The sequence below is a fragment of the Staphylococcus sp. Z5-21 genome, from assembly GCF_056529615.1.
This window is the reverse complement of record NZ_CP096462.1, coordinates 2,145,926-2,172,898: the sequence shown is the minus strand read 5'-3', so window position 1 is coordinate 2,172,898 and position 26,973 is coordinate 2,145,926. Positions and strand designations below refer to the sequence as shown.

The window sequence follows — 26,973 nt, the reverse complement described above, 5'->3', positions numbered from 1 at the left end:
TAGTATAACTTAACATCATTAGCATGATATTACTAGGTATTATTTAAATAGAGTCAAACTAATAAAAAGGAAGTATGCTTATGAAGCCCAATATTTTACTCGCTGGTGTCACAGGTTATATAGGGAAAAACTTGATTCATTCTATAAAAGATGAAGGCAATCTATATACATTATCCAAATATCCTAAAGAGAAAGATTTCCAAGAAGTGATATGGTTGAAAAAAGATATTTATAATTATGATGATGTATTAAATGCGATGGAAGACATGGATATTGCCATTTATTATTTGGATCCAACCAAACATTCAGCTAAATTAACACAAGCAACAGCAAGAGATTTAAACTTAATTGCTTCTGACAATTTTGGAAGAGCGGCTGCTGAGAACGGTATAGGTAAAATTATTTATATTAGCGGTAGTCGATTTGATCATGAAACCATTCAACGTTTGTCAGCATACGGTGTACCAGTAGAACAAACGGAAGCGATCGTTTCACGCCCACATGTGTCAGTTGAATTACAAGTCTCTAAATATGATGATGTACGCAGTGCGTTGAGTATTCAATTACCGATGAATTGGACATTAGACCAAATGGTTGAATATTATTTTAATTGGTTAAATGAAACAAAAGGAACGATGCTGCATGCGTACAAAGACAAGGATAATTATGTAATCTACATAAAAGATAAGCAGAAACCTGTGTTAGTACTTCATAAAATGCAAGTCGAATATGATATGATTGTGCTACATTTAGTAAGTGGTTCTATTGTTAAACCCAATGTAATAAAGCAAGGTAAGCTGGAGTTCCGTATGCTGAAAGGGACACAAACTGTCTTAGTGCATCTATATGACTATATACCTAAATTAGTTTGGCCTGTGTATTACTTATTTCAATCGCCGTTTCAAGGTTTAATGCTGCGTGGCTTTGAAATCGATTGTCGAATTAAGCATTTTAATGGACGAATCCAGTCAGGTGAAGATATAAAATATACAAAATAAAAAGGTGACTTTATGGATATACTATTAGTAGAAGATGATATGACATTATTTAAAGAATTAAGTGAAGAGTTGGAACAATGGGATTTCAATGTAAATGGTATAGATGATTTTAATGATGTGATGACTAAATTTGAATCTGTTAATCCCGCAATCGTCATTATGGATGTTAAATTACCCAAATATGATGGATTTTATTGGACAAGAAAAATTAGGGAAGTCTCTAATACACCCATTTTATTTTTATCATCTAGGGACAATCCAATGGATCAAGTGATGAGTATGGAACTTGGCGCGGATGATTATGTTCAAAAACCATTTAATACCAATGTATTAATAGCGAAACTCCAAGCCATATACAGACGTGTCTATCAATTTAGCTTAGATGAAAAGCGTGTGCTATCATGGCAAGATGCGATATTAGACTTATCAAAAGGTAGTATAAGTAAAGAGGATCATCAAATATATTTATCTAAAACGGAAATGATTATATTAGAAATGCTTGTGAAAAAACAAGATCAAATTGTTACGAGAGATACACTCATCACTGCGTTGTGGGATGATGAAGCTTTTGTTAGTGACAATACATTAACCGTTAATGTGAATAGATTAAGAAAGAAATTAGTAGATATAGATATGAATGATGCCATTGAAACGAAAATTGGCAAAGGATATATGGCGCATGGCTAATTTAAAATGGTTTTTTATCTTTTTACGCTCGCGCATATATTGGATACTATGGCTATTATTTCTGCATTTCATTTTCTTAGGTATTGCTTATTTAGATTATGATATTAGTGTATATAGCATTTTATATATTATTATTTTAAATATAGGCCTATCGGTGTTGTTCTTAATATTTACTTATTTAAAAGAAGTGAAATTTTATAAGCATCTTGACGAAAATATAGAACCAGAAGCTTTGAAACATAAATCATTAGCAGACACACCGTTTCAACAAGAAATGGTGAATTACTTATATGGACAAATCACGAATCAAAAAGCATTAGTTACACATCAAAAGCAACAAATTCAATCTACGGAAGCGGCGTTGACTGATTTTGTACATGATATTAAGACACCTGTAACAGCAATGAAACTGTTAATAGAAAAAGAACAAGATTTATCTAGGAAGCACGCCTTACTTTATGAATGGTCGCGTATCAATGATATGTTAGATAGGCAGTTATTTTTAACGCGACTTGAATCTCAGAATAAAGATATGTATTTCGAACATGTGCCATTGAAACGGCTTGTAATAGAAGAAATACAGATTACAAGATACATCAGCCAGTCTAAAGGCATTGGTTATGACTTAGATTTTGAGGATACATTGAATGTATATACAGATACAAAGTGGTGTCGCATGATGATTAGACAAGTGTTATCTAACGCTGTTAAATATAGTGAAGAAAGTATGATACATATACGTGCATTAAAAGAAAGTGGACACGTTGTACTCGAAATTAAAGATGAAGGCAAAGGTATCAGTGAAAAGGATTTACCTAGAATTTTTGATAAAGGATTTACGTCTACTTCAAATAGAAATAATACGGCATCATCAGGTTTAGGTTTATATTTGGTTAATCACGTTAAAGAAAAACTGAGCATATGCGTGCGTATTCATTCAGAATTAGATAAAGGAACAGTAGTTAAATTTATTTTCCCGAATCAAAATGAAATTGTAGCAAAATTATCACAAAATATATAAGCATTACTTATGAGATTAGATTGACATCAAATTTTAAAAAAAAGAATTTCATCTTATACTGTAGCAATATCAGATTGCGTTGCTTATATATAATCTAGAGGCATTGTCGGCAAATGACTATATTTGTCGACAATTTTTTATTGAAAGCATCATTGTGTACAGATGAAGTGTTAACAGAAACTATGAAATCATTTGCGTATTTATAAAAGTAATTGTTGAATCCGAAAAGTAAATGTGCAATTATAGCTAATGTGAGTTTTATTTAAAAATCTCATTAGATACAATGCGATATTATAAAGCATAAGTACAAATCATCATTTTTGATAGAGATGTATTCTGTATTCATAATGTATGAAAATCATTTTATTAAATTAATGAAAATGAAATGTTAAGAATTTGTAAATGCAATTGTAGTATTGTAAATTTTGTGCTATTTTCAAATAAGGATAAATCAACATTTGTGAGATTTTTTAAACTAATATAAGCAAATGCTCATTTACATATAATTAACAAATGCTGTTATACTGGCAAAAAATGAGCAAATTGTAAATCTTGCCAATCTTAATTTGTCTTAAAGGATTTTAAATTTTTTTAAATTTATTGAAGGTGATTGAGGACAATCGCTGTAAATGGAGGATTTTTTGAATGTTTAACAAGAAAAAAGATAAGTTCATGGTGAAACTTGAAGAAATGGTTTTCAACTTAGACAGAGCAGCAATTGAATTTGGGAAAATGGAGTTTAATACGCATTTAGACCTTAAAGCATACTCAGACAATATTAAAACGTATGAATCACACGGCGATGAATTAATGCATCAAGTGATTTCAGACTTAAACCAAACTTTTATTACACCAATTGAACGTGAGGATATCCTCTCTTTATGTAACGCTATTGATGATGTTTTAGATGCAATTGAAGAAACATCAGGCATGTTCGAAATGTATTCTATTGAATATACAGATGAATACATGGCTGAATTTGTAGATAATATCCAAAAAGCAATCGCAGAAATGAAATTAGCTGTTGGTTTGCTTGTAGAGAAAAAATTATCGCATATGCGTATCCATTCTATTAACATAAAAGAATTTGAAACAAATTGTGACGGTATTTTACGTCAATCAATTAAACACATATTTAATAGTGAAACAGATCCAATCACACTTATTAAAATAAAAGAAATATATGAAAGCATGGAAGAGATTGCAGATAAATGTCAAGCTGTAGCAAATAACTTTGAAACAATAATCATGAAAAATAGCTAAGGAGTCCTAACTTATGGAATATATTTTGATCATCACAGTAGCTATCGTTATTTTTTCACTTATATTTGACTTTATCAATGGTTTCCATGATACAGCCAATGCTGTTGCTACTGCTGTTTCTACTCGTGCCTTAACGCCTAGAACTGCGATACTTTTAGCATCAGTGATGAATTTTATTGGTGCTTTAACTTTCACTGGGGTTGCAGGGACAATTACGAAAGATATTGTAGACCCATTTAAATTAGAAAATGGTCTTGTTGTCGTATTAGCAGCCATCATCGCAGCTATTTTATGGAATTTAATCACATGGTATTACGGTATACCAAGTTCGTCATCACACGCATTAATTGGTTCTATCGCCGGGGCAGCAATTGCTTCGCAAGGTTCATTTGCAGTATTACATTATGAAGGATTCACGAAAATCATCGTTGTTTTACTCGTATCACCGATTATTGCATTTTGTGTTGGTTTTATCATGTATTCAATTGTAAAAGTTGTATTTAAAAATGCAAATCTTACAAAGTCTAATCGTAATTTTAGATTTTTCCAAATTTTCACAGCATCACTGCAATCATTTTCTCATGGTACAAATGATGCGCAAAAATCAATGGGGATTATTACATTGGCTTTAATAGTTGCTAATATTCAAACAGGTACAAGCGTTGAACCGCAATTATGGGTTAAAGTTGCCTGTGCTACTGCAATGGGACTAGGTACAGCTGTTGGTGGTTGGAAAATTATCAAAACAGTTGGTGGTAATATTATGAAAATACGTCCAGCTAATGGTGCAGCTGCAGATTTATCATCTGCATTAACAATATTTGTTGCATCATCTTTACATTTCCCATTATCCACAACACATGTTGTATCTTCATCTATTCTAGGTGTTGGTTCATCTAACCGTATTAAAGGTGTGAAATGGAATACAGCACAACGTATGATTATCACATGGGTAATTACATTACCAATTTCTGCACTTGTTGCAGCAATTATTTACTACATTATAAATATTTTCTTATAGATAGTAATTTTCTTACACTATAGGCACTTGTTGATTGGTATTTACATACATTAGATAGATATCAATTGATTTACTAAAAGAACGAGCGAAAACCAATTGTTTAACAATTGTGTTTATCTGCTCGTTCTTTTTATTTATACAGCGATAGGGCACATAGGTGGGAATATTAATAATAAATAAGAGGAGAAAAAACGGGAGTGTGACAGAAATCAAATTTTCTAATAGAGATTTCGTAGTCCTACCTCGGCAAGGATGACTAGGATTGAAAAAAGCTTGATATAAGCGAATTTTTAATTCAGACATCTACTGTCTAAATGAAAAAGAGCCTGTGACATCTATTTATGTCCCAGACTCGCTTGAATATATACTTAGTGAATGTAGTTATAGCTTGAAGCTTGTGAAGCTGGGATTGTACGGTAATCAACTGTACCTGGTGGTGTATTATAGTTCATTTCTGAAATTAAAATACTACCATCTGGATTAACGCGTTCAACATAAGCTACGTGACCTACAGGTCCTTCGAAGTTTTGCATGATTGAACCTGCTGTAGGTGCATTATTAACTGTATAACCATCTGCTGCTGCATTATCAGCCCAGTGATCAGCGTTCCACCAGTAAGTACTGATTGGTTGACCAGTTTCTGCTCTACGGTTAAATACATGCCAAGTACATTGTCCCCAGTCATATAGGTTAGCATCACTTGCTGTAGAACCACCTGTATTTGAACTTGGTGTTTCTGTAGCAGTTCCACCTGAACCACCTGTTCCTGTAGTATCTGGAATTGTTAGTGTTTGATTAGGATGTATTAAATATCCATTTAAATTATTAGCTGCAATGATTTCATCAACTGACACGCCATATTGATTCGCAATAATGTTTAGTGATTCACCAGATTGAACTGTATGTGATGAACCATTTGAAGTGTTATTTGATGTAGATCCACTTTCTTGTGAGCTACTTCCACCAATTTCAATAACTTGTCCCGGGAATACCATATTATTATTGATGTTATTGCTTTGTTTGATTTCGTCTACTGAAACACCGTATTGTTGTGAAATTGACCAAAGTGACTCACCAGATTTTACTGTATGTTGTGTTGACGCATCGGCTTCATGATTGGCGATAACGGCTGCCGCGCCTGAAGCTGCTGTAACTGCAAATGCTAACTTTTTCAAAAGAACTCCTCCTTCAATTCCTATATATCTAACCGTAAATATGTATTAAATATATTCGTTAGTGTTTTTAATCTGAATTCACGTTCCATACTAACAAAAATCATTTGCTTTGTGTACGTTGTTATCAAGATGTAATATTATTAAAATTTCGTAATGCCATGTTTATATGAAATAAATACTTTTACTGCGCCATTTACAAGTCTTTCTGTTATTTCAAGTAAGATGATATTTATTTCAAATGTAACATAAGCGGATATAAAAAAAGTCTATAAATAATAAATTTTAAAAATATTGTATATTCAATGTTTGTTTATTTGAAAAAACGTGAACATTAAAGTATTACGCATTAATTTTGTGGAAAATTTAAAAAGTACATGCTATTAATATAGACGTTTAATGTTATGATTAAACGCATATGTTTTATTTATTTTATAGTAGCTTTTGGAATTAAGGAGTGATTGGGTTGGCTGAAACAGCACAACATGTTAATAACCAGCAAAAAAAGACTAAAGAACAATCAAAATCACATGCATACGGAAAAGTATGGCTCTTTTTTGTATATTATTGGATTATTTTTGGAATAGGTTGTTATTTTGGACAATACCTACCAATGTCATGGAGACAACCACTTTCTTTTGTACTGCTCGGTTTAGTATTAATAACTTTAATTTTTAATAGAGCGCGTAAGTATGGGCTTGTGATTTCTCATATCTATGCCATTATACTTGGGTTGCTATCCTATGCAACGTTTACGGCGTATTTACAGAATTTAGGGCCAGAGGTTTTTTATAAGAATATTATATTAGCCATATCTGCCTTTATTGTATTTGGATTGATTGGATTTTTCGTTATTGGAAATGCAGCGAGCATGGGTAAATACCTTTTTGTAACACTCATTGCATTAATTGTTGCAAGTTTAATAGGTATGTTTATCCAGAATCCAATTTTCCATACAATTATTACAGTTGTAGGATTATTGCTATTTTTACTCTATACGTTATATGACTTTAACCGCATGAAACGGGGTCAGTTCTCACCGAGAGAAATGGGTTTCAACTTGTTTATTAACTTACTTCATATTATAAAATATGTATTAAGACTTGCCAACAGAATGAGAAAATAGTTAAATAAAGTATATATAATCCAAAAATGTTATTACACCCTTAAAATTACTTTCTACAGTAATTTATAAGGGTTTTTTTTAAAATCTAGTGTAATTTTAAATTTTGTGAACTATTTAAAAGTTTAATAATACTATAGCTGTATTTTAAAATTTAGTTCGATTAATACAAAAAATGTTGACAAAATTAATTATTTTATTCAAAATTACCTAAAGACTAAAAACATGTTAATTGAAATTTTGGGGTATGACGTGATTAAGCTAGAATTAATAGTGAAGTGAGCGTTTAATGCATAGCGTATGACAATATTCGAAAGAGGTTAAATTATGAAAGCGTAATGCTTAAATATTATTTCTAAGGACAAGTATCCTACTAAGCGCGTGACAGACGGTATATTATTATTATTTCCTTTAAAGGATGCCGTTGAAGTACAGCATTTTATAACAAATGTAGAAGTTGAAGAAGATTTACTTATCGTGAATAATACAGAAATATTTAGAATCAAAAGAAACGAAATGTCGTTATTATTATATATTTCTAGTGATTGGTTTCATGAGCGAGGGTATTCATTTTTTGAGTATCAATATACATCTAAGTTGATACGATCTTCGAGCAGATTATTTGAGGCTTTATTAAATTTAGCTAAGCATCATTTAGATCAAACACTGACAAATGAACTATATGAAACTTATATGTATAAAATCGTTGATATTATTGCGACAGAAGCTAAGATTGATGTTAATTATTTAAAACAACAAACAGATTATTCATTTTATGGTATTACAGGTGAAATGTTAGATTATGTAAATACACATTTACATAAAAGGCTAACATTGAAAGCAATTGCTAATAAAGTGTTTATATCGCAATCAAATATATCAAGCCAATTTTATAATACACTAGGCATGCGATTCAAAACTTATGTAGATACATTAAAATTACCAGTATCAATCGGCCCATTATTAGAAGGGAAACTTACGATTTCTGAAATTTCAGATGCATATGGTTTTAGTAGTTTTGCGAGTTATAGTAAAAAATTTAAACATTATTTTGGATATTCACCTAAAGAAAATTGACAACTTACAAAATCAGATAAAGTCTTTAATGTAGTAAACCAAAGATGATGAGCAAAACTTTGAGGAAACACAACAAATCATTGCTAAAAAATTACAGAAACTAAATGTCCAAAATAATTATATTTGTTTAGATATCAATGAAATGGCAGAATCGAACAACGATGCAATTGTCATTCAAATTCATTCTTTAGAAGAATTTCGTAATTTATTTGATAACCAAAGTATGCGCTACATCTTTGAAGGCACACAAAAAGTATTAGTTTATTGCATGATAGATGTTGAATCATTACGAGATGCTTTTACAACAGATGTGGATTGCGGTTTTATAAAATTTGTGTTGAATACGAATGTTAATATAGCATTTCAAATTCAAACAGATGAAGAAGTGAATATTTATATAGATGAGATCTATAGTCAATACAAATCATATGTACAATCACACCCTGAGTTGTTAGAAGATAGCATGCACTCGGTCAGCTACGTCTTTGATCTTTCAACGATGCCCCTTAAAGAAATATATCGCAATATCATTAAAATACAACTTTATAGAAAAAATGTGAAATTTGGTGTTGATATTACACATTTATTCAATTAGCCAGAAGTGTTTAAAAATATGGAGCCTCAATTGAAGCGCATTGGATTTGATTACTATTTTATTGATAATCATAAATTATCATCACCTTATCTTAATGAAGATTATGAAGAGTTACTTACCAAAGAAGTGTTTAAATTCAGTAATATTAAAAAAATAATGAGTGAAATGCAGTTAGAAGAAAGAAAATATTATCTTTTAAATGTTCATAATAATTTTTTATTAAATGATGATCATATGGAGTTAATAGAAAGTCCGCCATTATTGATGAGTATGTTTAAGAAAGCGCGTGGAAACTTCTTTGGTGTCGGTATAGATTTAGTTAAACAAGAGGATAAGAAACATGCATTGTATTTATATGATAGAAATGGATTCCGTTCTATTCTAGGTAATATATATGAAAGATTAATGGGAAAGAGTAAATCTAGCGTGAAAGAATATGATTATTATACGGTAGCACATCACCCACACAAAATCACAATTTTTGTGGGTGACTGGCGTGTAGTTGAGAGTGAAAATGCTTTAGATCACGAAGAACAAAACATCCAAATTCATATCAACTTTAAGGATATGATGTTGCGACGTGCTTATGTTATTTTTTATGAAACTATAAGCAACGTGTACGGTAATATTAATTACGCGATTCCTGAGCACTTACGTAACCATTATCAATGGTCAAATGAATGTATTAAGAAAATAGATGAATATAATAAACCTGAATTCAGTGTGTTTGAGCATCATTTTGAAGAAGAAACTTTGACATTAAATTTAGATTATAATACAGTGCACATTATTGATATATATAAATGATCAACACATAATAAAATTTATAAAATGCAATATTGAAAAAGCGTTATGAAACTTAATTTATTATTGTTTGCAATTTTGACAAACCTATAATTACAAATGATAAGGACAAGCAATTACATTTTATGGATAATTATATTGTATTGCTTACTAGCATTTGGAGGTGTAACAACAATGAATGAAGAGAAAAAAGCGCAATTTTTAAATGTTTATAAAAAGTATAAACGTGTGATGCATTACGTTGAAGAAACCTATAAGTTAACAATGAATGATGTAGCTATCTTAGAGCTTATACGACATAACTGTAGGAACAAAAATATGCTAATGCAACCATTTTTAAAAATTGCAACAACGGAATTAGAGTTGAGTAGAACGAAGGTGCTTGCATCTATCCGTCGCTTAATCGATCAAGACAGAGTAAGTAAAATACGTTCAACAGAAGATGAACGTAAAGTCTACTTATTTATGAATGACGACAACGCAGAAAAATATGAGACTCTTCTTGATGATATTGAAGCATATGTAAAATAATCATTCATTATTAACACGAAATTTTTATGTGAAAATAGAATATAAATATAACGACGAGCCTGAGACATAAATAGATGTCTTGGGCTCGTTTTCAATTAGGGAGTAGATGGCTATATTCAAAATGCAATGTTCTCACTTGTTTAAAGAAAAGATGTTTATATTTTTATAGAATAGCGTCGTCTTTATGCATAAGCTAAAACATAGATATGACACGTAAAAATGCTTGTGAGACATATGCGTGAGCGTTAGCCCAGGTATACCCACGCCTGTTTTTTAGTATATAAGGTGAATAAACAAAATGGATGTTATGGGCTTACATCTATATTCTCTGTGGAAATTATTGTATAATATAACATGTTAATCAATGTAGTTATTGAGAAAGTGAGATGGAAATATGGGACGTAAATGGAATAATATTAAGGAAAAAAAGGCCCAAAAGGATAAAAATACAAGTAGAATTTATGCTAAATTTGGTAAAGAAATTTATGTGGCTGCTAAATCTGGAGAACCAGATCCTGAGTCAAACCAAGCATTGCGTCTAACTTTAGAACGCGCGAAGACATATTCAGTGCCTAACCATATTATTGAAAAAGCGATTGAAAAAGCAAAAGGTTCTGGTGAAGAGAACTACGACGAACTACGATACGAGGGATTCGGTCCAAGTGGTTCAATGATTATCGTAGATGCTTTGACTGATAATGTGAATAGAACAGCTTCTGATGTTCGTGCAGCTTTTGGTAAAAACGGTGGCAACATGGGTGTCTCTGGTTCGGTTGCGTATATGTTTGAATACACGGCAGTCTTTGGTATAGAAGATAAATCAGCGGATGATATATTGGAAGCATTAATGGAACAAGATATAGATGTGAGAGATGTTATAGATGAGAATGGATTAACGATTGTCTATGCTGAACCGGATCAATTCGCTCAGGTGCAAGATGCATTACGTGAAACAGGCGTTGATACATTTAAAGTAGCTGAATTTGAAATGTTACCACAAACAGATATTGAGTTATCAGCAGAAGACCAAGAAACATTTGAAACATTAGTAGAAGCGTTAGAAGATTTAGACGATGTACAAAATGTATTCCATAATGTGGATTTGAAGTAGTATGGAACAAACAGTACAACGTTGGATTTCACAATTAGCATTGCAACCGCATCCAGAAGGTGGCTATTATAAAGAAGTTATCAAAGGTAACCTTGATAAAGACATGGATAGAGCAGCTTACACAAGTATTTATTTTTTGTTAACTTATCATAATATTTCACATTTTCATCGTATCGATGCTGATGAAATTTGGTATCATCATGAGGGTGATTCACTCACAATTCACATGATTTCTCCGAATGGTCAATATGAAAAGGTGACATTAGGTAAGCATATTGAAGCGGGTGACGTATTACAATACGTCGTTCCTAAAGGTACGATTTTTGCATCTAGCGTAGAAGATGAAAATGCATATGCTTTGGTTGGCTGTATGTGTCAACCAGGCTTTGAATTTGAACATTTTGAATTGCTTAGTAAAGAGTGGCTAAATAAACATTATCCAGAATTAACAGAGATAAATGAACGCTATGCTTTAAAGGCAGATGAAATAGAAAAAATAATAAATAAGTGAAAGAGTCTGGGACATAAATAGATGCCCCAGACTCTTTTTTGAATTAAGCAGTAGATGATTGAATTGAAAATGTAATGTCTCATTTATTTAAAGAAACGTAGCTTAATTTATGATATATCTAAGATCACATCGCCATAAAATGGGTTGTTTTAATATGCAATCTCTTCATTTATCATATTTGCGTAAGACAAGATATTTAAAATTACTTCGCAGTGCCAAAGACTTCATTTGCAATTTCGACAACGTAAGCTAATTTTTTCCATTGCGCGTCTTCAGTCAATTTATTTCCTTCTTCTGTAGAAGCAAAGCCACATTGAGGGCTTAAGCATATTTGATCTAAAGTAATGTATTTTTGTGCTTCTTCAATACGCTTAAGAATCGTTGCTTTATCTTCTAAGTCACCATTTTTTGATGTAAATAATCCTAACACTGCTGCAGATTTGTCTTTAGGGAAGAAACGTAAAGGTTCAAAGTCACCAGAACGTTCATCATCATATTCTAAGAAAAACCCACCAAGTTGTTCTTGGAATAAATAAGGTGCTACAGGTTCATAGCCACCTGAAATTGCCCAAGTAGATTGATAGTTACCACGGCAAATGTGTGTGGTAATGAGTAAATCTTCTGGTAAATCTTTAACAGCTTCATTGACAACTTGATAGGCAAGTTGACGTGCAGCTTCTTTTTCTTCTTCAGTTCGATCACGACCACGCGTCTTTTGTGTACCTGAAGTTAGGTTTGCCCAATAAACATCGTCTAATTGAATGTAACGTGCGCCTAATTCGTAAAATTTAAGTAGGCTATCATGATAGGCTTTTGCGACGTCATGCGCAAAGTCTTCGATATCTGGATAAATCTCTTCATTTAAAATATTAGGATGAAATAATTGATTAGGGCTTGGTATAGAGACTTTAGATGTAGCACGTCCATCTACTTTGTCATGTAAAAATTTGAAATGCTCAAAGTGAGGATGATCTGGATTGAATTGTACTTTGCTAATGATTTTAACATTGTGATTTCGTGTCTCTACACCTTCGAATTCTAAACCACGGTCTGAGGTATAACCTTCTACGCCATTTAAATTTTCTAGGAAATCGAAATGCCACCAACTTCTGCGAAACTCTCCATCAGTGATACTATGTAATCCAATTTCAAGTTGTTTTTCAATGATGTGCTCAATTTCCTCATCTTCAACTTGTTTCAATGCCTGTGCATCGATAATGTTGTTTTGGTAATCCTGGCGTGCTTGTTTTAAGCGTTCAGGACGCAATAAACTACCGACATGATCGGCTCTAAATGGTCTTTGAATAACTGCCATGGTTCTATCTCCTTTATTTATAGAATTTTCAGAAAAATATAGATAAAATTTAACAGAATTCATAAAGATTGTCAATTTCGCTTTTACGCTATGAAATATAGTACAATAATAATAACCAAATTTTCTGCAGTGCAAATTGAATGCTGACAATATAATTCATGAGATGACATAAAGAAGACAGTTTTATATAATAATGTTAAGGAGTTGGTGACAGTGAAAGTAAAATATATCGATAAGCGTCACTGGCGTCGCATCATTGATAGAGAATATACTGAGGTCAAGGTGAACAATAATAAGTTCAAAGGAATCATTGGTTTGGTCACAATGAATAAAGTACGAGAACCATTAGAGGTTTCAGTTGTAGGTCAAAATATTATTGTTGCTGATGATAACTATCAATGGTTACAAATCTTACCTGAGAAAAAGCGCTATAGTATTACAGTGATGATAGATGACAAGGGCAATCCGTTGGAATATTATTTTGATATAAATATAAAAAATGTTACACAAAAAGGTAATGCACGCACAATTGATTTATGTCTGGATGTACTTGTATTACCCAATGGCGAATATGAACTTGTAGACCAAGACGATTTAGAACGCGCTTTAGAGTCAGGGCAAATTACGAGAAAGCAGTATCACGAAGCTTATGTAATTGCACATCAATTAATGATTAAAATTGATGCAGATTTTCAATCGATGCAAGATAAGATTATGTATTGCTTTTATAAAATTAAACAAAAGGCAAAGCAACATAAGCAAGGTGTTACAAAAACGCAAGCACAGCATAAACCGAAAGATCATAAAGCTAAAACACACAAGCATAAGCCCTCGCACAAACAAGAAAAACACATCAAACAAGCGAAAAATGAAAGATCTGAAACAAAATCTCAGCATAAAAAAGGTACATTTGAACAATGGAGTCAGAAGTCTTCATCTATATCCAAAGAAAATTAGAAACTGATTAATATGCATAACAAACTTAATCGCTCATTATGCAGTATGTAATCCTTTGAAAAATAGTATAGGAGTCATTAAAAAAACGTGTTATAGTGAACCATACACATAGAATAAAAGACATTTGAAACATAACTTGAATGTCTTTTATTTATTTTAATTGCTGAACTATAGTGAAAGTAGCGAGGACGAACTGAAAAGGTGATTGTGGTTAGTATGAAATGAAATATTGAGATAAAACGTGCGTATTGAAGTATGAGTCAGTTTGTTTACAGGTTACATTATGGGCATAATGGAAAACATGTGTAATGAAATGGAAGCGGCTACAGAAACGTGCATAAAAAATAGGGGGATAATTATGAAGATAGACGATTATCGCTTGTTAACTACGCTTGATGAAACTAAAACACTTAGGAAAGCAGCAGAAATATTATATATTTCTCAACCTGCAGTCACGCAACGTCTAAAGGCCATTGAGAATGCTTTTGGCGTAAATGTATTTATTCGAACAAAGAAACAATTGATTACGACTACTGAAGGCGCAATGATTATTGAGCATGCTAGAGAAATGCTTAATAGAGAACGTCTATTCTTAGACAAAATGCAAGCGCATATTGGCGAAGTAAATGGTACGATATCGATTGGTTGTTCATCTTTAATTGGACAAACATTATTGCCAGAAGTTTTAAACTTATATACACGACAATTTCCAAACGTAGAAATTCAAGTTCAAGTAGGTTCAAGTGAACAGATAAAAGCAAATCATAGAGATTACCATGTCATGATTATTCGTGGTAATAAAATGATGAATTTAAGTAATACGCATCTTTTCAATGATGAACATTTCTTTATTCATCCCAAAAATCGCAATGATGAAGTAGATAAGATGCCATTTATTGAATTTCAAGCTGATCCAATTTATATTAATCAGATAAAAGAATGGTATGGTAGTCAAATAGGTCAAGATTATCATGCGATGATTACTGTTGACCAAGTTGCTACATGTAAAGAAATGTTATTGAATGGTGTAGGCGTTACGATTTTACCTGAAATTATGATGAAACATCTCGATCGAGAGCAATTTGAATTCCAACGTGTAAATATTGATGAAAAACCATTGATTCGTTCAACATTTTTAAGCTACGATGCGAGTATGAAGCAATTACCTCAAGTAGAATCATTTATCAATTTAATGATGGAATATGTTGAATCATAAACGACAAACCATCTCAACTTTCTTATAGTTAGAAATATTTCCATATTGGAATACTTACTTTCACACTGTTGAACATATTATTTATTGAATAGAGGTTGGCTATATGTTTAGTGCCTTATTACATATCAAGAATTACAAATTATTTGTAATTAATATGATGCTATTGGGAATGGGAATTGCGATTACCGTACCTTATTTAGTGTTATTTGCTACAAATGATTTAGGAATGACGTCCTCTCAATACGGGTTATTATTAGCTTTAGCAGCAATAAGTCAATTTATTGTAAATACAATTGTGGCACGATTTTCAGATACGCGAAATATAAATAGGAAATTGATTATTGTTGCTGCCCTGTTTATGGGGGCCGTAAGTTTTTCTATTTATTTTTATATTCATGAAATTTGGATTTTTATAGCGATGTATGCGATTTTTCAAGGGTGTTTTGCACCTGCAATGCCACAAATGTATGCCTCGGCAAGAGAATCAATTAATGCCTCCGCGTCTAAAAATAAAGCCAAATTTGCAAATGCTGTTTTGAGATCAATGTTTTCATTTGGATTTTTATTCGGTCCTTTAATAGGTGCTTTGCTATTAAGCGCAAATGGTTATTCTGGGCTGTTTGGGGGCACCATTACAATTATAATCTTCACTTTACTACTGCAAGTTTTCTTTTTTAAAGATATTAAAACGGAACACACTGTTTCCGATGTGAACCATGTAGAAGCAGCTGCACCAAATATGTTAAAAGATAAAGTATTATTAGTTCCATTTTTAGCGTTTATCTTATTGCATATTGGGCAATGGATGTATACGTTGAATATGCCATTGTTCGTTACAAACTATTTAAATGAACCTGAAGGGTTTGTCGGCGGTTTGGCAAGTTTATGTGCAGGATTAGAAGTACCATTTATGGTATTACTCGGTATTTTATCTGCTAAATTAACAACGCGCACACTATTAATATTAGGCGGCTTATTTGGTGGATTATTTTACTTTAGCATTGGGGTATTCGAAAGCCTTGTAATGATGTTTGTTGGCCAAGTATTCTTAGCCATATTTTTAGCAATTTTACTTGGGCTAGGTATTAGCTATTTCCAAGATATATTACCAGATTTTCCGGGTTATGCGTCGACATTATTTGCTAATGCGATGGTTATTGGTCAATTATGTGGGAATTTATTAGGTGGTATCATGAGTCAATGGGTTGGTTTAGGCAATGTATTTTATGTCTCAGCAGCTTCAATATTTGTTGGCATGATACTGATTTTCTTTACTAAAGATCAAAAATTTACAGAAGAAAGTATGGAGTAGATAATCATGACAGTAATTTTATGGCTATGTATTATAGCAGCATTTGTTTTAGCATTTATTGGATTAATTAAACCCATTATTCCTTCAGTATTAGTGTTATGGGTCGGTTTTTTAATTTATCAATTTGGTTTTCATAATGGCAACTTATCATGGGTATTTTATGTTTCTATGATATTATTCACGGTATTTATTCTTGTTGCTGATTTTATTATGAATAAATACTTTGTAAATAAATTTGGTGGTTCAAAGTTAAGTGAACTGGTTGCACTTGTCGGTGTCATCGTCGGTTGTTTTGTCTTTCCACCTTTTGGCATTATTATAGTTCCATTTGTTGCAGTGCTTGTTGTAGAAATGATTCAAGAGCCTAACTTAACTAAAGCGCTAAAAGCGAGCTTTGGTTCGGTCGTTGCCTTTTTAGCAAGCTCAGTAGCACAGGCAATCATTATGATTATTATGGTGATTTGGTTCTTTGTAGATGCCTTACTTATAAACTAAATCAGTATACCTTCGTGTTGATGGTTCATTTTTAAAATAACTTTTGTAAGATGTTATTTTAGATTTGAATGATCAACATTTTTTATATGTGCGATTAATTTTAACTACACATATAATGTAAGCGGATTTATATAAAAAACAGTAAAAATTAAGCAATACCCTTGTTTTAAGCAATCGCATTTTAGTATAATCACAATCATGTTTAAAAAATACGTAATGGGAGGTAAGTCGAAAATGAAATATCCTATAGCGATATGGATGCTTGCAATTGGTGCGTTTGCAATTGGCATGACAGAGTTTGTTATTATGGGGTTATTGCCTAATATTGCACGAGATTTTGACGTGACGGTGAGTCAAGCAGGACAATTGATCACTGGTTATGCATTGGGTGTAGCAATCGGTGGACCTATCATAGTTATGTTGACAATAAAATGGAATAGAAAATATTTGTTGATTGTATTGATGGGAATATTTATTATAGGGAATCTTACAGCATCGTTTAGTCCTAATTATGGGTTTATGATGACAAGTCGAATTATTACCTCTTTAGCACATGGTTCGTTCTTTGGTATTGGTTCTATACTTGCGGCAAGTATGGTAAGACCTGAAAAGCGTGCGAGCGCAATGGCACTTATGTTTATGGGGTTAAGTATGAGTAATATATTAGGTGTACCTTTTGGTACATTAATTGGTCAAAACTTTGGTTGGCCTATGACGTTTATTATTATTTCGATTATTGGGGCACTTGCACTGATTGGCATCATCATTTTTGTTCCTATGCAACGTGAAACGATTAAGTCATCTGTCTTAAATGAATTACAAATTTTAAAAGAAAAGCGCTTGTGGCTAACGCTTGCAGTGACATTGTTTGGTTTTAGTAGTGTGTTTGCATACTTTACTTATATTTCTACTGTGCTCATAGATGTCTCCAATGTACAAGAAAACTTAATCTCTTATCTGTTAATTATATTTGGTATAGGGGTTACTCTTGGTAATGTCGTTGGTGGTAAGCTGGCAGATTGGAATTTAAATAAAGCTTTAAAAATCATTTTTATCGTCTTTATTCTATATTTCATCTTATTATACTTTGTTCAAATGAATAGTATTTTAATGGTAGCAGGCATCTTCTTCTTTGGTTTGATTGGCTTTAGTATGAGCCCGTCATTACAATTTAAGAGTACTTTAATCTCTCAAGATGCACCAACACTTGCAAGTACGTTGAATCAATCTGCATTTAATTTAGGTAATGCTTTAGGTGCCTTCATAGGAGGCGTCGTGGTTACGAATTTACCTATAGCATCATTAAGTTTAATAGCACCTATATTAACGGTTATTGGACTCATTTTCTTATTAGTGAGTATTCGTGTTGAGAAAAAAGAAGGACTAAATATTTAATATAGACATATTAAATAATAGATAAAAGTAGGGCGATGAAATCATATTTTAAATAAGATTTCGTTGTCCTACTTTTTTATCACTATGCACTGTTTATAAAGAAGTGTTGGCATCTTTATTGATAAAGTGATGATCGATATAGAGTGAAACTGGAATAACGATAAAAGAAATAATGATAAAGGTCCAATTACTAATTAAGAGATAAGGGCCTATCGCTAAAAGAGATTGTGGAACAAAAAATACATAGAAAGTTGCAAATAATAAAAGGATAATGCTGATATAAGTGCCAATCGATGTCCAATGTGATTTAGTAAAACATTGCATTTGCACAGTTTTAAATATTACCCAAATAAATAAGAAAATGATAATGAAACCGACAATTAACATAAGAGGGAAGGTATAAATATATAAACGTTTTGCGCCAATGAAAAATCCAATAAAACCTTTTAAAAAACAAAAAATACCTATAAATAATAAGATATGTTGAAATATATATTTGAATATATTAGTTATAGTTTCATTAGGTAACTTTTTGATTTCGTTTTTAGCATGCGCTTTAGGATCATGGTTAAAGAAATCCATTGCGAGGGTGCCTTCCTTTTCGGCCTGTAATAACTGATGTAAAATGCGATTTAACATTTTTTCAGATGCATGTGGATTTACGCTTAAATCAGCTCGTACATAAGTCATATAATTTTCAAACGTTTCTCTATCTGTATTATTTAATCTAAGTGATTTCACATTATTTTCACGCATTAATTTATCAGTGGATTTCATTTGAATTTCGCTACCTTTTTTTAGAATATATTTATAAGATAAGAATTATTATGACTAATATCATAATATAAATCAACAAGCTTTTATAAGGAGTATATATGAATCGATTAACAATTAAACAGACACAATATATTAACCGAATTGCTGAAGTGCATGAAGCAGAACTGGAACGGCAAAATACTACATATAAAAGGACTAAACTTTCTGTTGCTTTGCGTATTGAAATGATTGAACATGGTTTAAGATACAGTGACGATACAATATTGATTCAAACACAAGGTGAACAGTTGATTGGTTTTATTTGGGCACGATATGATAAAACACTGAAAACAGCATTAATTGAAATGTTATATGTTGAATCTACTCACCGTAATCAGGGTGTTGCAACTAAGTTAAAAAAAGAGATTGAAGCATGGGCACGAGATAAAGGGGCGCATACAATAGAAAGTACTGTAGCTTATTCGAACCAAAAAATGCAAAAAATGAATTTTAATATGGGGTATGATATGGATAAGGTCGTTATGGTCAAAAACTTATTGGTAAATGATGAAGATAAGCATAAATAATGATAAAATATATATTATTATGAAAAAGGAGATATTACATGAAAAAATGGCTGGCACTCATAATAGCATCAACCATTACTCTAACAGCATGTGGTAAAGATGATGAGAAAGCGTCTTTAGAAAAAGATATCGATAAACTTGAAAAGCAAAATAAAGACTTGAAAAAGCAAAAAGAAAAATTAGAAAAAGAGCAAGACAAACTTAAAGATAAATCGGACGACTTAGAAAAAGATATTAATGCCAAGACATAAAGTAGTCGTAGGGTATCACGCATCATAATTTATATATCATCTTATTTAAACATCCTTAAATAGTATTTCCTAGGAAATCATTGTAAACTGGTTTTAGTAATTGTTATAATGGGTATCGTTATAAGATATTACAAGTTTTAATCGTCACATATAAAAATATTTAAAATAAAAAGTTGGAATACAAGTTAATTGATAAATATGTTTTATCGTTTATGTGAATATAAAGATAAAGTGAATTAACAATTTCCTTGAATAGAAGAGAGGTTACCGTTATGCATGAACAAGATTTCAATTTATTAGAAGGCCGTTCAATTACTTTGCCAGAATTAGGTAGAGAAATTGAAAGCATTACTGGCAGACAAATTAAAGATTCAACGGGTGAAATTAAACGTGTTATTGCACATTTGCCAAATTTCGAATCAGATACGGATACATTTGTAGCGACGTATAAACTAGATCATCAGAATGATTTTATCGATGCAACATTTACTGCACCGAAAAGCGAACGCAATCGTTTAAAAGAAATTGCGGTAAACGTTGAATTAATTAGCTATATTTCAAGAACGTAATGGATATTCTTTGAAATACTAAAAAGTAACGCGATATGAGTGCGCTCATAACGCGTTACTTTTCTATATAAATTTACTTTAAGTATAGAGGTGTAATGAATGACAGTTTATATTGAAACTGAACGGTTGAGATTACGTGATTGGCGAGAAACAGACTTATTACCATTTCAACAAATGAATGCCAATCGGCAAGTTCGGAGATATTTTCCTAGTTTATTAAGCTATAAACGTTCAGAACACGATATGAAAAAAATGGATGAAGCGATCCAATCAAATGGCATAGGATTATTCGCTGTAGAACTTAAAGAAACAAATGGCTGGCTAGGGTTTATTGGCTTGAATTATGTTCCTAAAGAAAGTAAATACACATTTGAAGAATTGCCATTTTATGAAATTGGGTGGCGCTTAATTCCAGAAGTATGGGGCAATGGCTTTGCAACTGAGGGCGCAGCTGCGGTATTGAAATATGCTAAAGAACAAGGCATTGAAGAAGTATATGCTTTCACTTCAGAAAATAACGAAGCTTCACGCAAAGTTATGGAGAAAATTGGTATGAAACGTTTTGATCATTTTGAATACCCAGAACTTAGTAAGTATCATCCACTGAAAAAACATGTTCGATATTATAAAGATTTAACAATAAATGTCTGAGAAGTGTTGTTTTGATAATGTATATGATCATCTATACAAATGTATATAGATTAAGTTAAATAGAGGCTGAGGCAAATTTAATTGTTTCAGCCTTTATCAATTTTTTAAAGTTAGAAAGATTTATGCATGTACCACAGTTCAGAAACACTTTTTATACTTATCAACCGTGATTACCTTTGCCAATGTGGGAAGACGGTGGCGTAAAACGTGTTTGGATAATTTTGCTTAAATGCTTTAAAGTTGCATCGATATCTTCGGCATCGATATAAGCATATGAGAAACGGATACAATCACGCGCATCTTTATCATATACTTCACCAGGGTTAATCAGTATGTTTTCTGCAATCGCTTCATCGAAAAGTCTTTTCATATCGATGGAGAACTTAAATTGGAACCAAATATAAAATGATCCTTCGGGCGTTGACCATGAACCGAAATCACTAAAATATCTCTTCAGAGATTCTAAAAATAAATTTCTCTTAATTAAAAGTTGGTTCTTTAACATTTTGAGGTGTTGGTCATGATATTGAGGATGTGTTAACCATTGTATTGCGATATATTGTGATATAGAACTTGCGCCATAGTCATTTTGCATTTTTAAATCAGCTAAATGTGCTGCGACAGAAGGCTTGGCAACAATCCACCCGACACGTAAACCAGGACTTACTGTTTTAGATAAGCTATTCATATATAAAATATTGTCGTTTGTATCAAACGATTTTAATGGTTTAGGTCGTTCATGATTGAAATATAAGTCACCATACACATCGTCTTCTACGATTGGTATACCATGTTGTTCACATTGCATGATGATTTTTTGTTTTTCTTCTGTTGAATAACTATGTTGTGTTGGATTGTGTAAAGTCGGTATACAATAAAAGATACTGTTTGTATATTGTGATTGTACTTTAAAAATATTATTAATATTACTTTTAATATCAGAAATGCTTATTTGCTGAATATCGGCCCTCATATTATGCCACGTGCGTATTGAATTAATGTATGAAGGTGATTCAACAATAATCTTGGATTGTAGAATGAGTAAGCCATCTGCAATGAGTTTTAACCCTTGTAATGCACCTGATGTAATACAAATGTGGTCAACAGTACATGCGACACCTAATTTTTGCATATATTGTGCCACTGCTTCTCTAAGCTTAAGGTTGCCTTGGGGTGGTTCATAATTAGTATTTAACACAGGAGTATGACACTTGCTCAAAATTTCTTTGAACTGTTCATTAGGTATAAGATCGGGAGCAAGTTCACCAGTACCCAATCGTATCATGTTAGTGTGAAATTCTAGTTTGTTAATTTGTTGAACAAAGTATTGGTTATTTTTAGTCGTACTATGGCTAATATAGTTTTGCCAATTAATATTGTTTTTAATATAAGTATGCCAAGTATTTCCAGATACATATAAGCGTTGTTTTTCTCTACCTTCTATGATTCCCTGACTTTTTAGAATATCGAGTGCTTGTATAACGGTGGAACGGTTCACTTGATATAACGAGGCCATATCTCGTTGAGAAGGTAATTGCATGCCTTGTTCTAAATCTCCAGAATCTATTTGTGAAATGATATCATCTATAATTTACTTGTATTTTGGTTTGAACATAAAATAGCTCCTATATTATCTGGTTGGTATTTTAATTTGCATCTGGTGGGTCCAATTTCTGTGCATATAGTATAGCATAGTTAAAATAGTCGTAATAATTAAAGGAGCGTAGTTTTGTATGTTGCAATCAGCCGTTCACGGATTACTATTAGCGCTAGGGCTCATATTGCCTTTAGGGGCGCAAAACGTATTTGTATTTAATCAAGGTGCAAACCATAAAAGTATTACCAAATCATTACCAGTTATTATAACAGCAGGGTTATGTGATACATTTTTAATCGTGTTAGCCGTCATAGGTATTTCTGTGATATTGTTATCGATGCCTGTGCTACAAATTACAATTTATTGTATTGGACTGGTATTTTTATTATATATGGCATGGTCATTATGGCGTACACGTCCAGTTACACTACAATCATATCGACCGATGTCCGCTAAAAAGCAAATTGGTTTTGCACTGTCTGTATCATTACTTAATCCCCATGCAATCATGGATACCATAGGCGTAATAGGGACAAGTGGTGCAGTTTATGAAGGTACTGAAAAAATGGTCTTTACTATAGCTACTGTTATTGTTTCTTGGCTATGGTTTATTTTCTTGGTAGTAGTTGGAAAAATGATTGGAAACATAGATAAAACAGGGAAATATATCATGCTATTGAACAAATTGTCATCAGTCATTATTTTAACCGTAGCTATAATGATTTTAAAACAACTCTTAGCAATTTTGTTATAAGTCAAAGGCTAACTATTCAATGATAGATTTCAAGTTAGATTATATTAAATGTTTGGGATATAAATAGATATTGTCAAATTGAGGGATAAGGCGAAATAATGCTTCATTATTAAAAAGCGTCTGGGACAAAAATAAATGTCTCAGACGCTTTCCTACGATTAGTCATCCTTTTTTCGCGGATTATATAAGCTAGTGCTTGTGTATAATAGCTGCTTAATTTTATTAACATGATTTAGTCATAAGTTCTAATGCCAAGAGGTTGGTAATTGTTTAATGTTTCAAAAAGTGATTCTGGCGTAGCGCATAAAGGTGCAAGTGCTTTATATTTTGGATCGATAAAGCCTTCTTTAATCATATGATTTATTAATGTTTGTAAAGGTTCAAAAAAGGCATTGATGTTAAAAATGGCTATCGGTTTCTGGTGTATACCAATTTGCGCCCAACTATACATTTCGAAAAATTCCTCTAGTGAGCCAGCGCCACCAGGTGCCATCACGAATGCATCGGCAAGCTCTGCCATTTTATTTTTTCTCTCATGCATGGAATCCACTAAAATAAGCTTCGTTAATTTAGTACTCGTAATTTCTTTTTCATCTAACATTTTAGGCATGACACCAATTGCAGTGCCGCCATGATCCAATACACCATCTTGAATTGCGCCCATAATCCCTACAGAACCTGCACCGAAAATGAGTTCATAGCCTTGTTCTGCCATGTACTTACCTAATTGATAAGCTTCGTTCATATATGTAACATCATTGCCTTTACTGGCACCACAATAGATAGCAATTTTTTTCATGATTAATCCTCCGTTTCTAAAAAATATTTATGAATTAAATTTGAAAATATAGACTCGAATTTTGATACATCTTCTTCTGTAAAAGCAGCCGGCCCTTTTGTTCGACCACCACTTTTTCTAAACTGTGCACTTGCATGTCGTTGTTCGAGTAGCGTATTGATATTTTCTTGATTATATATAAATCCTTTGTGATGCATAACAATTTTAGCTTTGTTTAATAATAAACTAGCGAGTCCATAATCTTGTGTTACAACAAGATCATCAGAGTGAACCAGTTTTACTATTCTATAATCGACAGCATCAGGCCCATCATCAACATAAATAATATTGACATGTTCAGGTTGAATGACGGTAGAGAAGTGGCTAAAGCTACGGACGACGGTAACAAAAATGCCTGTCCCTTTCGTCAATTCAATAATTGAATTGGTTACAGGACAAGCATCTCCATCTATAATGACTTGTGTCATTTGCTTATTTGCCTTTATCTTCGTTGTTTTGTTTTACAACGCTTTTTGCCACATAGTCTTTATATTTTTTGAATTCAGATAAACGTGCTTTTTTATTTTTTTCTTGCACTTTCTCTTCTTCTTTATGACGTTTGTCGATGTTTTTTTGTAACAATTTGTTTAATTTATTTACATCTTTACGATTATCTTTTTCAAGCTTTTCGCCTTTTTTCTCAGTTTCGTCATCAAGTTTACCTGGTGTTAATCCAACTTTTTCCATGTGCTTGTTAGATTTTTTCATATCTTTGATACGTTGTTTTTCATTTTCTTGACGTGCTTTCTCTTCTTCTTTATGACGTTTATCGATATTTTTTTGCAGAATTTTGTTCATTTTATCTGCTTCTTTGCGATTTTCTTTTTCTAATTTTTCGCCTTTTTTCTCGATATAAGCAGGATCATTTTCTTTTGCAATGCGTTTAAGTTCGCGCTTTTGATCCATGTTGTGTTTTTTATCTACAACATATGCTTTCGCATTAGAAGATTTTTCAACTACATTATCTTTCAAATGTACAGATTTATCTGCAACTGTTTTAGAAGCGCTAACTGTCGCATCGCTAGCTTTTTTAACATCTGGATGATCTTTGATGCGTTTACGTTCGACGATTAGCGGTACTAGAAACACAGGCGCTACTGTGATAATTGTTTTAATTAATTGCTTTTTGTCCATACTCGTTGCCTCCATTTAATTTATACTATCTTCACCATACCCTATATTACATGAAAATAAACGGTAAATATAGCGTATACATAGGATTTATTATCTGTTGTTTTATTCAACATAACAAACACTACGACTGCCCAATTTATATATTATATTATTTTCTATATATTATTGGCAGTGATTTAGATCGATACCTGGGAAAGCAACACTAGCCGAAACCTACACGCTAAGATACTGTCTGCGAAAACCATACACAAAAAAACTGCCAACAAAATCGGAGACTTTGTCGACAGTTTGTGATAAACCCCGTTGATGGGGGAGTTACCTGTTTTTTATTAAATTATTCACCAGTGATACCTTGACCAATACCAAAGCCAAAATAAAGAATAGCGATAATGATTACTAAGACAATTCTATAAATAGCGAATGGAATCAGTTTGATTTTACTAATTAAGTATAAGAAAGTTTTAATGGCAATTAGACCAACAATAAATGCGGCTAAGAAACCTAAAACATAAAAGCCAATATCACTCATGTGGATATATTCCATATTTTTAACTAAAGATAAACCACTTGCAGCAAGCATTACTGGCACTGCCATGATAAATGTAAAGTCAGATGCTGATTTATGATTCATTTTCATTAAGACACCAGTGGAAATCGTAGATCCTGATCTACTAAAACCTGGCCACATAGCTATGGCTTGCGATAAACCAATGACAAATGCTTGGAAATAATTGATTTGGTCCACGTTTCGTGGATTGGTAACTTTTTTGCTGTAAATATCAGCAATAATCATATATATAGCACCGATAAATAGTCCTATCATTACAGTAGGCACACTGAAAAGATATTCTTGGATGACATCATCGAAGAGTAATCCTAAGACACCAGCAGGTATCATACCAACGATAATATGCAATAAGTTTAAACGTTTTGGTTTTTGGCCAATACCGTCAATGGGTTCATGTCTGTATTTGCCAATATGTAACATTTCGAAATAACGTTCACGGAATACCCAAGCACCTGCGAACACAGAACCGAGTTGGATTACAATTTTAAATGTAAAAGCGGATTGTGAACCTAAAAATTCACTAGATTTTAGCCACATGTCATCGACAAGTATCATATGGCCAGTAGAAGAAACGGGTGCAAATTCCGTTAATCCTTCAACGATACCTAGAATAATACCTTTAATTAATTCAAGTATTAACATAATTTACCTACTTTCATAGTAC

30 protein-coding genes are annotated in these 26,973 nt (G+C 32.2%); 22 read left to right on the top strand and 8 right to left on the bottom strand.

The features are described from left to right. The first annotated feature begins 80 nt into the window (after positions 1 to 80). The 5 genes from M1D64_RS10855 to M1D64_RS10835 all read left to right on the top strand — a co-directional run bounded on the left by M1D64_RS10855 (position 81) and on the right by M1D64_RS10835 (position 4,990). Positions 81 to 998, top strand: a complete 918-nt coding sequence (locus M1D64_RS10855) for an NAD-dependent epimerase/dehydratase family protein (protein ID WP_041079740.1) — start codon at positions 81 to 83, stop codon at positions 996 to 998. A gap of 12 nt (positions 999 to 1,010) precedes the next feature. Continuing rightward, a complete protein-coding gene (locus M1D64_RS10850; protein WP_002484003.1) occupies positions 1,011 to 1,685 on the top strand; it encodes a response regulator transcription factor in 675 nt (224 codons plus the stop codon). Continuing rightward, the gene (locus tag M1D64_RS10845; protein WP_037538998.1) at positions 1,678 to 2,706 is read left to right on the top strand and encodes a sensor histidine kinase; all 1,029 of its coding nucleotides are present in this window, start codon (positions 1,678 to 1,680) and stop codon (positions 2,704 to 2,706) included. Before M1D64_RS10850 ends, M1D64_RS10845 begins: the two co-directional genes overlap by 8 nt. Positions 2,707 to 3,351: 645 nt before the next feature. Beyond that, positions 3,352 to 3,969, top strand: a complete 618-nt coding sequence (locus M1D64_RS10840; protein ID WP_037538996.1) for a DUF47 domain-containing protein — start codon at positions 3,352 to 3,354, stop codon at positions 3,967 to 3,969. A gap of 13 nt (positions 3,970 to 3,982) precedes the next feature. Next, positions 3,983 to 4,990, top strand: a complete 1,008-nt coding sequence (locus M1D64_RS10835; protein WP_041079739.1) for an inorganic phosphate transporter — start codon at positions 3,983 to 3,985, stop codon at positions 4,988 to 4,990. A gap of 368 nt (positions 4,991 to 5,358) precedes the next feature. Here M1D64_RS10835 and M1D64_RS10830 read toward each other — a convergent pair whose 3' ends face one another. Then, positions 5,359 to 6,165 (bottom strand): LysM peptidoglycan-binding domain-containing protein, encoded by an 807-nt coding sequence (locus M1D64_RS10830; RefSeq protein WP_041079738.1) that lies wholly within the window; start codon positions 6,163 to 6,165, stop codon positions 5,359 to 5,361. Positions 6,166 to 6,628: 463 nt separating this feature from the next. Between M1D64_RS10830 and M1D64_RS10825 the strand changes: the two genes are divergently transcribed. From M1D64_RS10825 to M1D64_RS10795, 7 genes are all read left to right on the top strand, one after another. Beyond that, positions 6,629 to 7,288: a Bax inhibitor-1/YccA family protein gene (locus M1D64_RS10825; RefSeq protein WP_011303704.1), complete on the top strand. Its 660-nt coding sequence runs from the start codon at positions 6,629 to 6,631 to the stop codon at positions 7,286 to 7,288. A gap of 378 nt (positions 7,289 to 7,666) precedes the next feature. Next, positions 7,667 to 8,362 (top strand): helix-turn-helix transcriptional regulator, encoded by a 696-nt coding sequence (locus M1D64_RS10820; protein WP_232334898.1) that lies wholly within the window; start codon positions 7,667 to 7,669, stop codon positions 8,360 to 8,362. Positions 8,363 to 8,504: 142 nt separating this feature from the next. Next, positions 8,505 to 8,957, top strand: coding sequence for a hypothetical protein (locus M1D64_RS10815; protein WP_002483996.1), 453 nt, complete (start codon positions 8,505 to 8,507; stop codon positions 8,955 to 8,957). A gap of 6 nt (positions 8,958 to 8,963) precedes the next feature. After that, the gene (locus M1D64_RS10810; RefSeq protein WP_480977484.1) at positions 8,964 to 9,764 is read left to right on the top strand and encodes a hypothetical protein; all 801 of its coding nucleotides are present in this window, start codon (positions 8,964 to 8,966) and stop codon (positions 9,762 to 9,764) included. Positions 9,765 to 9,935: 171 nt separating this feature from the next. After that, the gene (locus tag M1D64_RS10805) at positions 9,936 to 10,292 is read left to right on the top strand and encodes a transcriptional regulator, SarA/Rot family (RefSeq protein WP_002483994.1); all 357 of its coding nucleotides are present in this window, start codon (positions 9,936 to 9,938) and stop codon (positions 10,290 to 10,292) included. 394 nt (positions 10,293 to 10,686) lie between these two features. Next, a complete protein-coding gene (locus tag M1D64_RS10800) occupies positions 10,687 to 11,403 on the top strand; it encodes a YebC/PmpR family DNA-binding transcriptional regulator (RefSeq protein ID WP_002483993.1) in 717 nt (238 codons plus the stop codon). A 1-nt stretch (position 11,404) separates the two neighbouring features. After that, a complete protein-coding gene (locus M1D64_RS10795) occupies positions 11,405 to 11,914 on the top strand; it encodes a cupin domain-containing protein (protein WP_002483992.1) in 510 nt (169 codons plus the stop codon). Between the two features lie 202 nt (positions 11,915 to 12,116). On the opposite strand, the gene M1D64_RS10790 is transcribed toward M1D64_RS10795, so the two are convergent. After that, the gene (locus tag M1D64_RS10790; RefSeq protein ID WP_011303699.1) at positions 12,117 to 13,229 is read right to left on the bottom strand and encodes a 5-methyltetrahydropteroyltriglutamate--homocysteine S-methyltransferase; all 1,113 of its coding nucleotides are present in this window, start codon (positions 13,227 to 13,229) and stop codon (positions 12,117 to 12,119) included. A 213-nt stretch (positions 13,230 to 13,442) separates the two neighbouring features. Between M1D64_RS10790 and M1D64_RS10785 the strand changes: the two genes are divergently transcribed. The 5 genes from M1D64_RS10785 to M1D64_RS10765 all read left to right on the top strand — a co-directional run bounded on the left by M1D64_RS10785 (position 13,443) and on the right by M1D64_RS10765 (position 18,604). Then, positions 13,443 to 14,186, top strand: coding sequence for a ribonuclease FAU-1 family protein (locus M1D64_RS10785; protein WP_037538993.1), 744 nt, complete (start codon positions 13,443 to 13,445; stop codon positions 14,184 to 14,186). A gap of 358 nt (positions 14,187 to 14,544) precedes the next feature. Then, entirely contained in the window at positions 14,545 to 15,402 is an 858-nt protein-coding gene (locus M1D64_RS10780) for a LysR family transcriptional regulator (RefSeq protein WP_002483989.1), read from the top strand. 103 nt (positions 15,403 to 15,505) lie between these two features. Next, on the top strand, positions 15,506 to 16,714 hold the full coding sequence (locus tag M1D64_RS10775) for a sugar efflux transporter (protein WP_011303697.1): 1,209 nt from the start codon (positions 15,506 to 15,508) through the stop codon (positions 16,712 to 16,714). A gap of 6 nt (positions 16,715 to 16,720) precedes the next feature. Further along, positions 16,721 to 17,209 (top strand): DUF456 domain-containing protein, encoded by a 489-nt coding sequence (locus tag M1D64_RS10770; RefSeq protein WP_011303696.1) that lies wholly within the window; start codon positions 16,721 to 16,723, stop codon positions 17,207 to 17,209. A 234-nt stretch (positions 17,210 to 17,443) separates the two neighbouring features. Further along, positions 17,444 to 18,604: an MFS transporter gene (locus M1D64_RS10765; RefSeq protein WP_011303695.1), complete on the top strand. Its 1,161-nt coding sequence runs from the start codon at positions 17,444 to 17,446 to the stop codon at positions 18,602 to 18,604. Positions 18,605 to 18,697: 93 nt separating this feature from the next. On the opposite strand, the gene M1D64_RS10760 is transcribed toward M1D64_RS10765, so the two are convergent. Beyond that, positions 18,698 to 19,381 carry a DUF1129 family protein gene (locus M1D64_RS10760; RefSeq protein WP_041079732.1) on the bottom strand — a complete coding sequence of 228 codons (684 nt, stop codon included), beginning with the start codon at positions 19,379 to 19,381 and terminating at the stop codon, positions 18,698 to 18,700. Between the two features lie 98 nt (positions 19,382 to 19,479). Here M1D64_RS10760 and M1D64_RS10755 point away from each other — a divergent pair, with 98 nt between their 5' ends. The 4 genes from M1D64_RS10755 to M1D64_RS10740 all read left to right on the top strand — a co-directional run bounded on the left by M1D64_RS10755 (position 19,480) and on the right by M1D64_RS10740 (position 21,418). Beyond that, positions 19,480 to 19,947, top strand: coding sequence for a GNAT family N-acetyltransferase (locus tag M1D64_RS10755; RefSeq protein WP_041079731.1), 468 nt, complete (start codon positions 19,480 to 19,482; stop codon positions 19,945 to 19,947). A 38-nt stretch (positions 19,948 to 19,985) separates the two neighbouring features. Then, a complete protein-coding gene (locus M1D64_RS10750; protein WP_002483983.1) occupies positions 19,986 to 20,198 on the top strand; it encodes an SA0632 family lipoprotein in 213 nt (70 codons plus the stop codon). Positions 20,199 to 20,470: 272 nt separating this feature from the next. Continuing rightward, positions 20,471 to 20,767 carry a hypothetical protein gene (locus M1D64_RS10745; protein ID WP_002483982.1) on the top strand — a complete coding sequence of 99 codons (297 nt, stop codon included), beginning with the start codon at positions 20,471 to 20,473 and terminating at the stop codon, positions 20,765 to 20,767. A gap of 99 nt (positions 20,768 to 20,866) precedes the next feature. Continuing rightward, complete coding sequence (locus tag M1D64_RS10740) at positions 20,867 to 21,418, top strand: GNAT family N-acetyltransferase (RefSeq protein ID WP_002483981.1); 552 nt, start codon at positions 20,867 to 20,869, stop codon at positions 21,416 to 21,418. Between the two features lie 160 nt (positions 21,419 to 21,578). Here the strand turns inward: M1D64_RS10740 and M1D64_RS10735 are convergent, their stop codons facing one another. Then, on the bottom strand, positions 21,579 to 23,009 hold the full coding sequence (locus M1D64_RS10735) for an aminotransferase-like domain-containing protein (protein WP_232010409.1): 1,431 nt from the start codon (positions 23,007 to 23,009) through the stop codon (positions 21,579 to 21,581). Between the two features lie 142 nt (positions 23,010 to 23,151). On the opposite strand from M1D64_RS10735, the gene M1D64_RS10730 reads away from it, so the two are divergent. After that, on the top strand, positions 23,152 to 23,769 hold the full coding sequence (locus tag M1D64_RS10730; RefSeq protein WP_002483979.1) for a LysE/ArgO family amino acid transporter: 618 nt from the start codon (positions 23,152 to 23,154) through the stop codon (positions 23,767 to 23,769). A gap of 232 nt (positions 23,770 to 24,001) precedes the next feature. Here the strand turns inward: M1D64_RS10730 and M1D64_RS10725 are convergent, their stop codons facing one another. The 4 genes from M1D64_RS10725 to M1D64_RS10710 all read right to left on the bottom strand — a co-directional run bounded on the left by M1D64_RS10725 (position 24,002) and on the right by M1D64_RS10710 (position 26,951). Further along, on the bottom strand, positions 24,002 to 24,568 hold the full coding sequence (locus M1D64_RS10725; RefSeq protein WP_002483978.1) for an LOG family protein: 567 nt from the start codon (positions 24,566 to 24,568) through the stop codon (positions 24,002 to 24,004). Between the two features lie 2 nt (positions 24,569 to 24,570). Next, positions 24,571 to 25,035, bottom strand: coding sequence for a YaiI/YqxD family protein (locus M1D64_RS10720; RefSeq protein ID WP_002483977.1), 465 nt, complete (start codon positions 25,033 to 25,035; stop codon positions 24,571 to 24,573). Between the two features lie 4 nt (positions 25,036 to 25,039). Next, a complete protein-coding gene (locus M1D64_RS10715) occupies positions 25,040 to 25,741 on the bottom strand; it encodes a hypothetical protein (protein WP_037538991.1) in 702 nt (233 codons plus the stop codon). Positions 25,742 to 26,075: 334 nt separating this feature from the next. Next, positions 26,076 to 26,951 carry an undecaprenyl-diphosphate phosphatase gene (locus M1D64_RS10710; RefSeq protein ID WP_002483975.1) on the bottom strand — a complete coding sequence of 292 codons (876 nt, stop codon included), beginning with the start codon at positions 26,949 to 26,951 and terminating at the stop codon, positions 26,076 to 26,078. Positions 26,952 to 26,973: the final 22 nt, after the last annotated feature.